The organism is Hymenobacter sp. CRA2, from assembly GCF_002007105.1.
Lineage (GTDB): Bacteria > Bacteroidota > Bacteroidia > Cytophagales > Hymenobacteraceae > Solirubrum.
In genome coordinates this window covers 264,546-279,000 of sequence record NZ_MVBC01000003.1, presented here as the reverse complement: position 1 = coordinate 279,000, position 14,455 = coordinate 264,546, and the positions used below count along the sequence as shown (strand labels likewise).

Genomic DNA, 14,455 nt, shown 5'->3' with positions numbered 1-14,455 from the left:
GGCTGAAAAATGGTGTCTATTAAATATAAGCTATTGCCATTCCAATAGCAACACCACGCGGTACTATTGCCGGAGGCGCCGCCGCATCAGCGCAGCAGCTCAAACCAGCCCTTGTATATTTTTCCGTCGGGCAGCTGGCAGAGATAATAGTAGGTGCCGGCTGGCTGCGCATCGCCCTGCCAGGTGTTGTGGTAGTCGGTGGCCCGGTACAGCTGCCGGCCCCAGCGGTTGTAGATGGTGAGCTGGTTGCCGGGGTACCGCTCAATGTTTTCGATGACGAAGGCATCGTTCAGCCCGTCCTGGTTGGGCGTCATCACGTTGTAAAAAGCCAGGCAGAACTCGTCGGGCCGAATGAGCACCTCGCCTGGGCAGCTGTTGCTCGTAGTGTTGATGACCCGCAGGGTGGCCGAGGCGCCGCGCACCACGTCCACCACCACCTCGGCCGTGCCCTGCCCACTCACAATGGTGCCGTTGCTCACCGTCCAGCGGTATAACGCCCCGCCCGCATCAGGCACGCGAAAGCGCAGCCCGGCGTTGCCCTTGGGGCAGTAGGCCGTCGTGCCTTCGATGGCTGGGCCGGGCTGCAAACGAACCGCTACCCCGGCGGAATCAGTGGGGCAGCCCAGCGCCGACAGCGCCTGCGCGCTGATGCTCCCGCCGCTACTACTGCCCCATTGCACCTGCACGGTGCGGCCGGTAGCGTTGCCTACCAGCGTACCGCCGCGCACGCGCCAGCGGTAGGCCAGGGCTACGGCTCCTTCGGCCGTGTAGCGCGCGGTAGCCAGGGCGCACAGCACGGAGTCGCCACGGACGCGCGTGGGGGCCGTCATCGTGGAAAGCACCCGGATGCGAAACACTTCCGCAATGGTCTTGCCCGCACAGGCATTGGTGGTCACCGTCACCACCACATCGTAGGGCGCTTCGCGGGCCATGCCGCACCCGGGCACGAAGCGGAACGCGCCGTTGATGCTGGCCAGGCCCGTCAGCGTCACGGAGCCGGCCGCATTGCCGTTGCCGGGGGTGCCGGGGTTGTTGTTCACCGTGGCATCCGTGGCGCCGGGCCCGTCCAGCAGCGTACTCACCACGCGCATATGCAATGGATTGGCCCCCGGGTCGGTAGCCTCTATAGTGAAGGCGAGTGGTTGTCCCTCGGTCACGGTGAAGTTGCGCGCGGCCAGCGTGGCGGCCGTGAAGGCCGGGGGCCGGGGCGGAGCGCCCGGGCAGGCCTGCACAATCAGCTGAATGTCGCGGCGGGTAGTCCCGAGCAGCACTTCCTGGCCGTTTATGCGGCGGTACTCGCTCACATCCACGGCCAGCACGTAACGCCCTTGTTGCCGCGCCACGTACCGGGCCAGCCCGGTATTGGCATTGAGCTGGGAGTAGCCGGAGGCGCCAAAAGGCTGCGTCGCGCTGTACCCCTGCTCGTACGTCACGGGGACTACCATACCCAACGAAATAAAGCTGCTGGGCGTGGCGAAAGCGTATACCAGCCGGTCGCCATCCGCGTCGTAGGCATTGTTGAGCAGGGTGCTGGTATCGCCCAGGCAGATAAGCGACACGGCTTCGTCGGAAAAGACCGGTGAGCTATTAAGCAGGGGCACGGGCGGCATACTCATGCTCAAGGCCATACTCATCGCACCGGGGGCAATGAGATTGGAGATATCCAGGTTCCGGGCCCCTTCGCTATACACCGCCAGGTAGCCCTGACTGGATGCCGGCAGATTCACGATGCCCGAATACCGCGCCAGCGTCACCCGCGGAATGGCATTGGTGCAGCCCCCGGCCGACGTAGGCGTAATTTCGGTAAAGCTGATTCGCTCGCACCCCATCCGGCGCGGGGCAGCATTGGGTTGCGTCTTATCAAAAAACGACACCATGATGCTCGGCACCCCGTCGGGCGCCGCCGAACCAACGTCCTTGTTGAAGTACACCACGGCATTGATGCGGTACCGGTAGGGCGCGTTGCCGGGGCCATTGGCGTTGAGGTACTGGTAGTTGATTTCGCCGCCGAGCAGGTGCGTGGCCCAAACCATATGGCCACTCGCCAGCAGCGCTGCCGTCAACACCCAGCGCAGGTACCGTAAAACATGATGCATAGATTGCCGAATTACACAATAACAGGATGACTCTGGATTTAAGGTAACCAAAGCCCGCCAATAGTTGCGCATTCGGCCTGCCGGCGTCCTTTAGCCCGCCGCCCGGGTAAGCCCATCGGCCCGGCCCGCCCGAATCAGGGCCCAGCCACCCAGCAGCTGCAGCACGCCCAGGGCCAGGAAAGCCAGGTCCCAGGGCAGCTTGTTGTCGGTGTACTCGTACACGTGGTGAAGGCCCAGCAGCTCGTGGTCGATGAGGCCCTCCACCACGTTGAACAGGCCCCAGCCAAGCACCAGCGCTCCGCTGAACGTGCGCCCCGACCACGGCACATCGGCGCGACGGCCCACCGCCCAGAGCAAGCGCAGGCCCAGCACCGTCATTACCCACACGCCGGCGTGGAATACGCCGTCCCAGTACATGTTGACTTTAGCTGCCACCAGATTGTCGGGCGGCAGCTTGCCGGAGAGCATGTTGTGCCACTGCAGCATCTGGTGCAGCACGATGCCGTCGACAAATCCGCCGAGGCCGGCGCCCATCAGCAGGCCGGCCGCAATGAGAGGAGTACGCTGAGGAGAATCAGTCATAGGCGTTCGGAGGCTTGATCAGAAGAAGCGCCGCTTCACATCGGCGGCGAAGTACACGGCCAGCCCGCCGCCGATCAGCAGCGCCACCGGCAGCAGCAGCCACAGCAGGTTGGCCGCGTAGTCGGCGGTATGAATGCCGGCCTGCACCCGCGGGCGGCACACGCGGCACGCCCAGGCCGGCTGGCTCAGCCAGCCGCTCAGTAGGCCCGCACTTAGGATCAGCCGTTTCATGGGTCGCTGGTGCTATAGCAGCCGGTACGGCCGGGGCTGGGCAGAAGTTTATACGGTCCGGCTTGCCAAGGTCCGCGCCGGGGCGCATGGCCGAACCACAGCCCGCTCGTATCTTGTCCGACCGCCCGATTTGTTACCTGGTCCCATGCGCGCGTTCGGCTTCTTCCTCGCTTTGCTCACGCTGGCTCTGGGCCAGCCCTTATCCGCCGCGGCGCAGTGGAGCGTCACCAGCTGGGTGCCCACCGAGCTCGATGAGCACGTCACCGTGCAACTGCCCTACGTGACCGAGCCCGCGCCCATCGACGGCATGCAGGGCAGCCGGCAGTACACTACCGACACCGAAAACATCGTGCTGTACGTGGGCAGCCTCGACCTACGCTACCAGCCCACTTACAATCCCAACGGCGTGGTGACGGTGGAGTCGCTCAACAAGTTCTTCGACCGCCTGATCCGCACCAACGTGAAAAGCTTCCGGGCCGACCACATTCGGCTTGTGTCGCAGGGCAACGCGGTATTTGCCGGCAGCCCCGCCCGCGTAGCCCGCTTCAGCTGCTTCGATGAAGTGCGCCAGCAGCCGGCCTACCTCGACTTCATCTACGCCTGGCGCGGCGACGTGCTCTACATGTTCGGCAGCGCCTACCGCCTGCCCGAAACCGAAGCCACGCTCGCCGACAAAAAACGCTTCCTCGAATCCGTCCGCTTCGACAACAAAGTACCCGCCAAGGAGCTCTAGCGCGTCGCCTGACGCGGGCTGAGGCATGTCTCGACAAGCTCGGCATGACCGCCTGTTTCAGTCCGTGCCACTTGGCGGATAGGCTCTAAACCACCTCCGCGGCCTCCACGACTATTTCCACCCGCCGGCTTCTGGGCCGGCGGCGGTAGCGCCGCCACACCTTGTACCAATGCCGATTGTTTGGATAGCGCCGCGAGCCGGGCAGGTTATTTACCAGCAGCGCCACGGCCAGCAGTAGCAGCACGCCCAATAGCACCGGCATCAGCACGTAGCCGTAGCCCAATGCCTTGATGTGCTCCGAGCCCACCACCGCAATCAGCGCGGTAGCCCCGCCCGGCGGGTGCAGGGTTTTGGTTATCTGCATCGCCACAATGGACAGCGCCACGGCCACGGCGGCCGCCAGCCACAGCTCCCCGCCCAGCCACCTCTGCACCGTCACGCCCACCAGGGCGCTGAATACATGCCCGCCCAGCAGGTTGCGCGGCTGGGCCAGCGGGCTGTTCACCACCCCATAAATCAGCACCGACGAGGCCCCGAACGAGCCCACCAGCAGCAGCGTATCGGCTGGCCCCAGCCAGTAGCGGTTGAGCAGTCCGATCAGGCCGATGCCCAAAAACGCGCCCAGAAAGGTCCACAGGTGCTCCTGCCAGTCAAACAAGGTTTCGCGGTACACTATCACCCGCACCCGGCGGGCGTGGCCGCGCAGTCTTCTTCGCATACGTCAGAGTGGCGAGCCGGCCCGCCGTGCTTCTTCGGGCACAAAGGTAGGACGCAGGGCCAACCCAGCCCCGGTTGTCGCGCCGCGGCGAGCCGATTGCCTTCCTGATTCGGCAGCAAAGCCCAGCCGCCGCGCCCTCGGCCGCTTTGGCCCGACGGAGCGCACCGCTACTGAGGGAAAGCCCCCGGAGCGGGTCTGGCGCCCGTGCGCGGAGGCCTCAGCCGGAGCAGCCACCCGACCGCGAAGAAGGAGTTTGCCTACCGCCGCCCGCCCAGCCCGTAGAGGGCGTGCATACCCCGTTTGCGAAACCGCGCCATAACTTGCCGCCCGGTTTCGCGGTGCCACCACGCGCACTCCTTCCAAAACGAAACCCCAAGCAACGAATAGAGAAAGTATGGCTTCAGGTCTTTTTGCGCTGTTAGACGACATTTCCGCCCTGGTCAAAGTAAGCGCGGCCAGCCTGGACGACGTGCCCGCCCAGGTAGCCAAAACCACCGGCAAAGTTTCCGGCATCGTCATCGACGATACCGCCGTTACGCCCAAGTACGTCGTCGGCCTCGACCCCTCCCGGGAGCTTTCCATCATCTACCGGATAGCCAAAAAATCAGTAATCAATAAGATCATCCTGCTGAGTCCGGCGGCCCTGATCCTGGGCTATTTCGCCCCCTGGGCCATTACGCCCATTCTCATGCTGGGCGGGGCGTATCTGTGCTTCGAAGGCTACGAGAAGGTGCACTCCATGTTCAGCAAGCACCACGAGGTGGATGCGGAAAGCGAGCAGGTACAAACCATTACGCCGGAAGAGCTGGAGGAGCAGCGCGTGGCCAGTGCCGTACGCACCGACATCATCCTCTCGGCCGAAATCATGGCCATTGCCTACAGCCAGGTCACCGATCAGCCCATCCTCAACCAGATTGTCGTCATGCTGGCTGTGGCCGTGTTTATCACTGTGGCCGTGTATGGCTTTGTGGGCCTGATTGTGAAGGCCGACGACATCGGTCTGCACCTGGCCCAGGACAAATACCACCCCGCCACGCAGAAACTGGGGCGCGGCATCGTCAAGTTCATGCCGCACTTCCTGAGCATCCTCAGCTACGTGGGCACGGCCGCCATGCTCTGGGTCGGCGCCGAAATCATTGCCCACGGCATCCCATTCACCGCGCATCTGCTGCACGAGCTGGAAGAAGGCTTAGCCCACATCCCGGCTGTGGCCTGGCTGGCCAAGGCCCTGGCCTGCGCTATCGGTGGCTTGGTTATCGGCTTCGTGGTGGAGAAGCTGGTGCTGCTGGTCAAGAAGGTAATCGGCAAGGGCCAATAAGCTCCCCACCTTGCCTGAACAGGCAGGCCTGGGCTACCGCTTCGTTGCCTCATATAGTTCGTCCTATCGAGCGCAGTCGAGACATCTCGCTGGATAGTAATTCCCTCGTTGAATGAGGTCTACTACCTGACGTCAGCACGCGAGATGTCTCGACTGCGCTCGACATGACCGCCTGTTTCAGTCGGTGCCACTTGTCGGATAGGCGCCCAACGATTGCCGAAGCCTCCGCCTTGCACTCCCGCTTATGAAACTGCTGCTCGCCCTTGCCCTGCTGCTGACGCTGGTCACCCCGCCCTGCGTTAGCCAAACCGCGCCCGCCGCCAGCAAAACCGTCTACCAGTCCAGCGCCCTGACCGTCACGCAGGTTGCCCCGAACGTCTTTGTGCATACCTCGTTTCTGGCCACCGACACCTACGGCAAGGTGCCCTGCAACGGCATGATTGTGCGCAGCGGCCAGCAGACGGTCATCTTCGATACGCCTGCCAACAACCCGGAATCCGAGGAGCTGATCAACTGGATCAGCAACGAGCTGCACTGCCAAATCAAGGCGGTAGTGCCCACGCACTTCCACGACGACTGCGTGGGCGGCCTGCCGGCGTTTGCGCGCCACCGCATCCCCTCCTACGCCAACGCGCAGACCATTGCCTACGCCCGCCAGCGCCAGGCCAACGTGCCCCAGCACGGCTTCCGCAACCGCCGCACCCTGAAAGTGGGCCGCGCCAAGGTCTACGCCACATTCTTCGGCGAAGGCCACACCCGCGACAACATCGTGGGCTACTTCCCCGACGAGCAGGTCCTCTTCGGCGGCTGCCTCGTCAAGGAGCTGAACGCTACCAAAGGCAACCTCGCCGACGCCAACGTGCAAGCCTGGCCCGCCACGGTGCAGCAGGTCAAGCAGGCCTACCCCCAGGTGCAGGTAGTCATTCCCGGCCACGGGCAGGTCGGCGACCAAAGCCTGCTCGACTACACCATCCGCCTTTTCCAGCAGCCCTAGCGTCGCCCAGGTGCCTCGTCGGTCAAGCAGTCCATTGAAGCGGCTTTCCTCCGCTGATACACGCGCAAACCACCCCTATGGCTTCGTCAGGCTCCCCCTCTCCCTTTCGGAGAGGGGGCCGGGGGGTGAGGCGCACACGAGGCGCCTCATTCCCCGGTAGCCACCGGCCGCGCCTGCTGCTCCGCCGCGCCTTCCTTGCGCAGCCGCACGACGTAGCACGTATCGTAGGGCGCCGCGCAGCTTTTGTAGAACATCAGGTACGAAAGCGAATCCAGGTCCTGGGTTTCCAAATGCTGCGCAAACGCGTCCGCCCCCCGCAGCTCCACCGCCAGTTTTCCGTTGTGGGTATCCACCAGGCGCCAGCGCCCCGCGTAGCTTTTCTGGTACCGCGGCAGGGTGGTAGCCAGGGAAAAGGTACTGTCGGCGCGCAGCGAGAGGTCGAAGCGGTAGTCGCCGGCCCGGGGGTAGGTGCTGGTCGCCGTATCCAGGTGATAAGTAGTCAGCAGCTGCTCCCGCTGGGCCCGGTACCGATCCTGCAGCGCCCCCAGCCGCTGCTGCTGCCCTACGATGTTACTCACTAACAAGAACAATAACACGCTGGCCGGTAACACCAGCACCACGCCTCCGGCCCAGCTCGCCAGCGTCGCCCCCCAATTCACCGACGCGTCGGCCCGGCGCACCGGCTGCCGCAGCCGCCGCCAGCCCTTGTAAGCCATCCACGCAACCAGCACCACCAAGGCCACGCCCAAAATGGTCATTGCCTTCTTTACAAAGGCTATTTCGCGGTTTAAATCTAAGTCTAGTAAAATCATGGCAATACCAGCGGGGTATAAGCCTTCAAAGGTAAAGCACCGCTTCGACTGCCCGGCACCCGCGACGCACCTCTCCCAACCCCGGCCCCACTCACCCAAAGCTCAGTCCCGAGCGGCCAAAGCACGGCCCCACTCTTCCAAAGCCTAACCCGAGGCATCCAAAACCCGGTCCCAAGCGCCCAAAGCCCGGACACACCCGCCAAACCCCGGCCGCAGCCATCCAAAGCCCGGCCCCAGTCATCCAAAGCCCAGACGCGACCGTCCAAAGCTCAGCCCCAACCGTCCAAAGCCTGGTCACACATTTTCCGGCGGTGGTATTACCATAATCTTCCCGAATATTCCTATTCTTGAGCTTCGCCCCTATCCTACCACTGCGCACACCTATTCGCTTCGTCTGATTTCCACTTTTACCCCATACCCGCATTCCCCTTATGCTTACTGCCAAACAAGACAACCGGCTCACCGCCGCCCAAAACACCCTGCTCGCCCTCCAGCAAGACCCCGGTCCCTACCAGCAGGACAAAGCCCTCCAACTAGCCCTCGCCGAGCTGCAGCAGCTCACCAACGACCTCGGCCCGCTGCGCCAGCAAACCCAGCGCCTCAGCAAAGGCAAAACCGCCGCCAAGACCGACCGCCGCGAGCTGCTAGCCACCAGCGCCGGGGAAATAGCCGGCGACCTGTACGCCTACGGCACCGCCCTGAAAGACCGCACCATCCAGGCTGCCGCCAACCACAGCTACGGCACCCTCATCAACCTGCGCGCCACCGCCCTCACCGACGCAGCCCAGGACCTCCTCGACCTCGCCAACGCCCACACCAAACCCCTCGAAGACTACGGCGTAACCCCGGAGCGCCTGCAGGAGCTGCAAGACGCCCTCACCGCCTTCCAGGGCAGCAAAAACGACCCGCGCCAGCAAATCAGCGACGCCAAAGCCGCCCGCCTCGCCATCAAAGCCAAGTTCTCCGACCTGGCCACCCTCCTCGAAGACCGCCTCGACCGCAGCCTGCGCAAGTACGCCCGCTCCCACCCCGAGTTCTACCAGCGCATCCAAGCCGCCCGCCTCGTCATCGACCGCAAAGGCAAGCACAAAGGCGGCAACGACGGGACACCGGAGAAGCTGGGGTAACTTGGCAACTATACAAAGAACGTCATGTCGAGCTTGTCGAGACATCTCGCGTGCTGACGCCAGATAGTTAACCCAACCCGCCGGCCGCACAATCCACCAATCCGGTGAATTTGTGCGGCCGGCTGGTTGGGTTACTGCCTTAAAGCCCTGCCCCGTATCTTAGCTAGCCATGAAACTCGCCCTCGAACTGGAATTTCCCGACGACCAAGCCGCCAACGTGCTGCGCCTGCTGCAAAGCCTGCCCGAAACCACGGCTACCGTCATTCCGCACCCCGCCACCACCACCGCATTATCTGCTGCTGAGCAACAACGCCTGATGCACGAGCTATTTGGGGCTTGGCAGTCCGAAGAAACCGGCGAGGAGTTGGCCAAGCAATTACGCGAAGCCCGTCACTTCCGTGACCGGGAAATAGAGCTATGAGCCGATACCTGCTCGACACGAACATCTGCATCTATTTCCTGAAAGGCGAAGCAGCCTTATCCACCAAATTTGATGCGGTTGGTGTGCAAAACTGCTTCATCAGCGAACTGACCATAGCCGAACTCATCTACGGCATTGCCAAAAGCGCCCCGACGCGCCAAGCAGCCAACCGCCAGAACCTGACGAAAATCCAGCAGCTGTTTGCCAGCCGCATCCTCCCCATTGCCACCTGCTTTGAGCTGTACGGGGCCGAAAAGGCCCGCCTGCGCAGCATCGGCCGCCCACAGGATGATTTCGACTTGCTCATTGGCTGCACCACCCTGGCCTACGGCCTCACCCTGGTCACGCGCAACATCCGCCACTTCGGCGAGCTTGCGGGCATCCGGCTGGAAAACTGGATTGATGCGCCGCCCGCCTTGCCTGCTGGTCAACCGCTGCAGTAGCAATAGCTTTATCATCCCCGGCAAGCAGAAAAGCAGCCCGGAGACGCCGGGGAAGCAACAGTAACGGATAACCACATCAGCAGCCCCAGTCGCCTGTCATCCTGAACGCAGCGAAGCGGAGTGAAGGAACTCACCAGCTTCGCTGCTTTTTTATTCTCAAACTTCACTAAACAGATATATTAAACGGCGGATTGTCTGTCGCAGGATATTCATAATTCAATTGAGCTTTTTTAGACTTGCTACCCACTACATACACCTTACTATTACCCTTTTCCCCTTCTTTTATATAACCATCCATTATTAGATATGTTTTAGCAAACTCTACACCAAACTCCTTTCCATATATTTCAAAGCTCATATTATACTTACACTTAGCAGTAACAACCAAATCACCTTTACCACCTCTAATATTATCCCTTACTAAGGAGGCATTGTTTTCATCTTTATCAACCTTATAAGGCACTTCAAATTTTATTTGCAAAACAGAATTATTAATGATATTAGCCAGCATCTCTACTTCAGAATAATAATTAGACTCAACATCCATATTTTTAAATACAACTGAAAAATGACGTTCTATAGCATTTAAATCATTAAAGTATCTAATCATTCCATCTGCATATTTAACTAACTCTCTCGATTCAATTTTATTAGAATACACTTCACCATCTACATCAAACAACTTAAACGATTCACCAGAAGCAAATTTACTCAACAATGAATATATCTCCTTTTCAGCAGACACTGATTTAAACTTTTTATCATCATGAGTAATTGCAAAGTTTACATCAGAAACACCTTTCCTTATTTTACCTACAGTGAATTCCATTACAACATGCTTGTAACGAACAACTATTTTTATCTTACCCAATGCCCCATACAATTTTATATGCAAGTCAGAATAACTAACACCATCATCAAATAGCAAATCAACTAACTTATCAAATGCTGCTGCTTTTTCGATATAGAGAAATTCAGTGTTTACAGGCAACCTGAAGCCTTCAGCACGAAACTCAATATGCAAAAAATCTGAGTATGGGATTGATATTGCCCCAAGGATTTCACCTCTATCCAACTTACGCAATTGATCTGTATAAACCGAATCCCCTTTCATTGTAAAATTAAGCTCATAGTTATAAGTGCCATCTTGTTTATATAACCCATCTATACTAACACCTTCCTTATTAAGGCTGCCAATAAAATTTAAACCCAAATTTTTCAGCATTGCCCTAGCCTTATCTCCAGAAACAACGCCATTACTAGCATCTAACAATAAATTATCTTTAAAGTATTTAATTAGATCTTCAACAAAATCCTCTCCCGTTGAATTTATATATACAACGTTTTTCATAGCCAATTCCTTAACCTTAATCGTATTAAGGTTCGGAGCTATTAAGTATGCTTCTTTCATCACACTCGGCAAAGACCCCAAAACATATTCAAACATTGACAAAATATTAGGGTCGTCCAAACTATAACCTAAAAATACTAACGTCTTCGTTGCCATCATTCCTTCAATAACTTTCCACAACAGCAAATCCTTCTTTGAATAAAAACTTCTAAAATCTCCTTCTGATACAATTATTGAAGCAGGATTAGCAAGCTCGCCATGCAATTTATAAAGAACCGTCTTAGCGTTGTTTATAAAAGGCAAATCAAGTGATTGAACAACTTTATGAATTCGTTCGTCACCGTAAGCTCTTTCAAAAAGCTCATCATAATTAGTGGTAATTATCGTATCAATAAAAGGCACTTTCGAAAGCATTTCATGATACTTCATCGTCTTAGGTCTGATTCGGAGTTCTTCAACAACCGCTCTTAGAACACTATTCCTATTGCCTAACCGAAGGTTTATACATTTTTCAGTAAAAAGAGGCAATGGCAATTCAGAAGATATTAGCTGCTGTTCTTCTTTGGATAATTTAGAATATATGGATTTTACTAACTGTGCCCCTGTAGGATACCCTGCGTATAAAGAGAAGCCAGCCCCTACCCAAAGCGCGACATCCCCATGTCGTATAGCTTGAAACAAGTTTTCTTTATTCATAAAAAAAGAGTTTATCCGATGTGAAGATACTCAGTATTATTATTTAATGACGCATGTTCCCATGATATTGATACGACCTCTATCTACCGCATTAATCTGCTTCGTTCATATAAAAGCCCCACATCAAGTTATGACAAGTTTGCATACACAGCATCGATCAAAGGCCACAAAACCAGCCAAAAAGTCCGCTTTTCGGAAGTAGCCCGCCATTTGCTAAGCCCGTATCAGCTTTTAGCCAAAGCACCTGAACCGGACTTAGACCTATGAACTTCAACAACTTCACCATCAAGGCCCAGGAGGCCGTGCAGAAGGCCACCGAAATTGCCGGCGGCCATCAGCAGCAGGCCATCGAGACGGGCCACCTCCTGAAAGCCCTCTTTCAGGTGGATGAAAACGTGACCGGCTTCCTCGCTGGGAAGCTCGGCGTCAACCTGAACATCCTGACCCCGCGCCTGGATGCCATCGTCAACGGCTATCCGAAGGTGAGCGGCGGTTCGCCCTACCTCGCCAACGAAGCCGCCGCCGCCGTGCAGCGCGCCAACGGCTTCCTCAAGGAGTTCGGCGACGAGTACGTGTCGGTGGAGCATATGCTGCTGGCCCTCGTGGACGGCCGCGACCAGGTTGCCACCCTGCTCAAGGACACGGGCTTCAACCTCAAAGACCTCAAAGCCGCCATCAAAGAACTGCGGGGCGGCCGCAAAGTGACCTCGCAGTCGGCCGAGGACCAGTACCAGAGCCTGAACCGCTACGCCCGCAACCTCAACGAGCAGGTGCGCTCGGGCAAGATGGACCCGGTCATCGGCCGCGACGAGGAAATCCGCCGCGTGCTGCAGATTCTCTCGCGCCGCACCAAGAACAACCCTGTGCTGCTCGGGGAGCCTGGCGTGGGCAAAACCGCCATCGTGGAGGGCTTGGCCCAGCGCATCGTGGCCGGCGACGTGCCCGAGAACCTCAAGGACAAGGTCATCATGTCGCTGGACATGGGCCTGCTCATCGCCGGTGCCAAGTACAAGGGCGAGTTTGAGGAGCGCCTCAAATCCGTCATCAAGGAAGTCACCGACTCCGAAGGCCAGATCATTCTGTTCATCGACGAGATGCACACGCTGATCGGGGCCGGCGCGGGCGGCGAGGGCGCCATGGACGCGGCCAACCTGCTCAAGCCCGCCCTGGCCCGCGGGGAGCTGCACTCCATCGGCGCCACCACCCTCAAGGAGTACCAGAAGTACATCGAGAAGGACAAGGCCCTGGAGCGCCGCTTCCAGGCCGTGATGGTGGACGAGCCGACCATTGAGGACGCCATCAGCATCATGCGCGGCATCAAGGAGAAGTACGAGCTGCACCACGGCGTGCGCATCACCGACGACGCCGTCATTGCCGCCGTGGAGCTATCCAGCCGCTACATCACCGACCGTTTCCTGCCCGACAAGGCCATCGACCTGATGGACGAGGCGGCCGCCAAGCTCCGCATCGAGCTGAACTCCATGCCCGTGGAGCTCGACGAGGTGCAACGCCGCATCATGCAGCTGGAGATTGAGCGCGAGGCCATCCGCCGCGAGGAAAACAAGGACCGCGAGGCCGTCCTGAACAAGGAGTTGGCCGAGCTGTCGGAAAAGCGCGACTCGCTGAAGGCCCGCTGGCAGGGCGAAAAGGACGTGCTGACCAACATCCAGACGGTGAAGGAAAGCATCGACCGCTTCAAGGTGGAAGCCGAGCAGGCCGAGCGCCAGGGCGACTACGGCCGCGTGGCCGAGCTGCGCTACGGCAAAATCCAGGAAGCCGAAGCCCAGCTGAAGACCCTGCAGGAGCAAGCCAACGCCAACAAGGACGGCGGCTCCATGCTGCAGGAAGTAGTGACGCACGAGGACATTGCCGACGTGGTGGCCAAGTGGACCGGCATCCCGGTGAGCAAGATGCTGCAGTCGGACCGCGAGAAGCTGCTCAACCTCGAAGCCGAGCTGGGCAAGCGCGTGGCGGGTCAGTCGGAAGCCATTGCGGCCATTTCGGACGCCGTGCGTCGTTCCCGCGCCGGTTTGCAGGACCCGAAGCGCCCCATCGGCTCGTTTATCTTCCTCGGCACGACTGGCGTCGGGAAAACCGAGCTGGCCAAGGCCCTGGCCGAGTACCTGTTCAACGACGAAAATGCCATGGTGCGCATCGACATGTCGGAGTACCAGGAGCGCCACGCCACCTCGCGCCTGATCGGGGCGCCTCCCGGCTACGTGGGCTACGACGAAGGCGGGCAGCTGACCGAGGCCGTGCGCCGCAAGCCCTACTCGGTGATTCTGCTCGACGAAATCGAAAAGGCCCACCCGGACGTGTTCAACATCCTGCTGCAGGTGCTCGACGACGGCCGCCTCACCGACAACAAGGGTCGGGTGGCCAACTTCAAGAACACCATCATCATCATGACCTCGAACACGGGCGCCGACATCATCCAGCGCAATTTCAAGGAGCTGAACGAGTACAACCACGAGGAAGTGGTGGACCGCACCCGCGAGGAAGTCATCGAGCGGCTGAAGCAGCACATGCGCCCCGAGTTCCTGAACCGCATTGACGAAATCGTGATGTTCCAGCCGCTCAAGCGCAAGGAGATTCGCAAGATTGTCGACATCCAGTTCAAGCAGATCCAGCAGCGCCTGGAAGAAGCCGGCATCCGCCTGGAAGCCACCGATGAGGTCCTGGACTTCCTCGGCGAGCAGGGCTTCGACCCGACCTTCGGTGCCCGTCCGCTGAAGCGCGTGTTGCAGCGCCTGGTGCTCAACGAGCTGTCGAAGGACATTCTCTCGGGCAAGGTGAGCAAGGACGCCGTAGTGGAAGCCGAGCTGGAAGACGGCACCATCCGCTTCACCAACGTGGACGTGCAGATTCCGGGCGTGTAATTCGGTTAGTTGATTTGAAAGTAAAAGCCCCGCTGGCAGTTTGCCAGTGGGGCT

General features: G+C 59.0%; 13 protein-coding genes. 7 read left to right on the top strand and 6 right to left on the bottom strand.

Going from position 1 to position 14,455, the window contains the following annotated elements; genetic code table 11:
* Positions 1-86: 86 nt before the first annotated feature.
* From B0919_RS07530 to B0919_RS07520, 3 genes are all read right to left on the bottom strand, one after another.
* Complete coding sequence (locus tag B0919_RS07530) at positions 87-2,096, bottom strand: gliding motility-associated C-terminal domain-containing protein (protein WP_176132916.1); 2,010 nt, start codon at positions 2,094-2,096, stop codon at positions 87-89.
* Positions 2,097-2,186: 90 nt separating this feature from the next.
* Complete coding sequence (locus B0919_RS07525; RefSeq protein ID WP_078011618.1) at positions 2,187-2,678, bottom strand: DUF2243 domain-containing protein; 492 nt, start codon at positions 2,676-2,678, stop codon at positions 2,187-2,189.
* An 18-nt stretch (positions 2,679-2,696) separates the two neighbouring features.
* Complete coding sequence (locus B0919_RS07520; protein ID WP_078011617.1) at positions 2,697-2,909, bottom strand: hypothetical protein; 213 nt, start codon at positions 2,907-2,909, stop codon at positions 2,697-2,699.
* A gap of 145 nt (positions 2,910-3,054) precedes the next feature.
* Here B0919_RS07520 and B0919_RS07515 point away from each other — a divergent pair, with 145 nt between their 5' ends.
* Positions 3,055-3,642: a hypothetical protein gene (locus B0919_RS07515; protein ID WP_078011616.1), complete on the top strand. Its 588-nt coding sequence runs from the start codon at positions 3,055-3,057 to the stop codon at positions 3,640-3,642.
* 85 nt (positions 3,643-3,727) lie between these two features.
* Here the strand turns inward: B0919_RS07515 and B0919_RS07510 are convergent, their stop codons facing one another.
* The gene (locus B0919_RS07510) at positions 3,728-4,360 is read right to left on the bottom strand and encodes an HPP family protein (RefSeq protein ID WP_078011615.1); all 633 of its coding nucleotides are present in this window, start codon (positions 4,358-4,360) and stop codon (positions 3,728-3,730) included.
* A 394-nt stretch (positions 4,361-4,754) separates the two neighbouring features.
* Between B0919_RS07510 and B0919_RS07505 the strand changes: the two genes are divergently transcribed.
* Together B0919_RS07505 and bla are read left to right on the top strand one after the other, a co-directional pair.
* Entirely contained in the window at positions 4,755-5,678 is a 924-nt protein-coding gene (locus B0919_RS07505) for a DUF808 domain-containing protein (RefSeq protein WP_078011614.1), read from the top strand.
* Between the two features lie 244 nt (positions 5,679-5,922).
* Positions 5,923-6,672: a subclass B1 metallo-beta-lactamase gene (gene bla / locus B0919_RS07500; protein ID WP_078011613.1), complete on the top strand. Its 750-nt coding sequence runs from the start codon at positions 5,923-5,925 to the stop codon at positions 6,670-6,672.
* Between the two features lie 146 nt (positions 6,673-6,818).
* On the opposite strand, the gene B0919_RS07495 is transcribed toward bla, so the two are convergent.
* Positions 6,819-7,484, bottom strand: coding sequence for a hypothetical protein (locus B0919_RS07495; RefSeq protein ID WP_176132915.1), 666 nt, complete (start codon positions 7,482-7,484; stop codon positions 6,819-6,821).
* A gap of 431 nt (positions 7,485-7,915) precedes the next feature.
* Here B0919_RS07495 and B0919_RS07490 point away from each other — a divergent pair, with 431 nt between their 5' ends.
* From B0919_RS07490 to B0919_RS07480, 3 genes are all read left to right on the top strand, one after another.
* Positions 7,916-8,611, top strand: coding sequence for a hypothetical protein (locus tag B0919_RS07490; RefSeq protein ID WP_078011611.1), 696 nt, complete (start codon positions 7,916-7,918; stop codon positions 8,609-8,611).
* A 169-nt stretch (positions 8,612-8,780) separates the two neighbouring features.
* Complete coding sequence (locus tag B0919_RS07485; protein ID WP_078011610.1) at positions 8,781-9,032, top strand: hypothetical protein; 252 nt, start codon at positions 8,781-8,783, stop codon at positions 9,030-9,032.
* Entirely contained in the window at positions 9,029-9,475 is a 447-nt protein-coding gene (locus tag B0919_RS07480; protein WP_078011609.1) for a type II toxin-antitoxin system VapC family toxin, read from the top strand. Before B0919_RS07485 ends, B0919_RS07480 begins: the two co-directional genes overlap by 4 nt.
* A gap of 166 nt (positions 9,476-9,641) precedes the next feature.
* Here B0919_RS07480 and B0919_RS07475 read toward each other — a convergent pair whose 3' ends face one another.
* The gene (locus B0919_RS07475) at positions 9,642-11,522 is read right to left on the bottom strand and encodes an SIR2 family protein (RefSeq protein ID WP_078011608.1); all 1,881 of its coding nucleotides are present in this window, start codon (positions 11,520-11,522) and stop codon (positions 9,642-9,644) included.
* A gap of 263 nt (positions 11,523-11,785) precedes the next feature.
* Between B0919_RS07475 and clpB the strand changes: the two genes are divergently transcribed.
* On the top strand, positions 11,786-14,401 hold the full coding sequence (gene clpB, locus B0919_RS07470) for an ATP-dependent chaperone ClpB (RefSeq protein WP_078011607.1): 2,616 nt from the start codon (positions 11,786-11,788) through the stop codon (positions 14,399-14,401).
* The last annotated feature ends 54 nt before the right edge of the window (positions 14,402-14,455 follow it).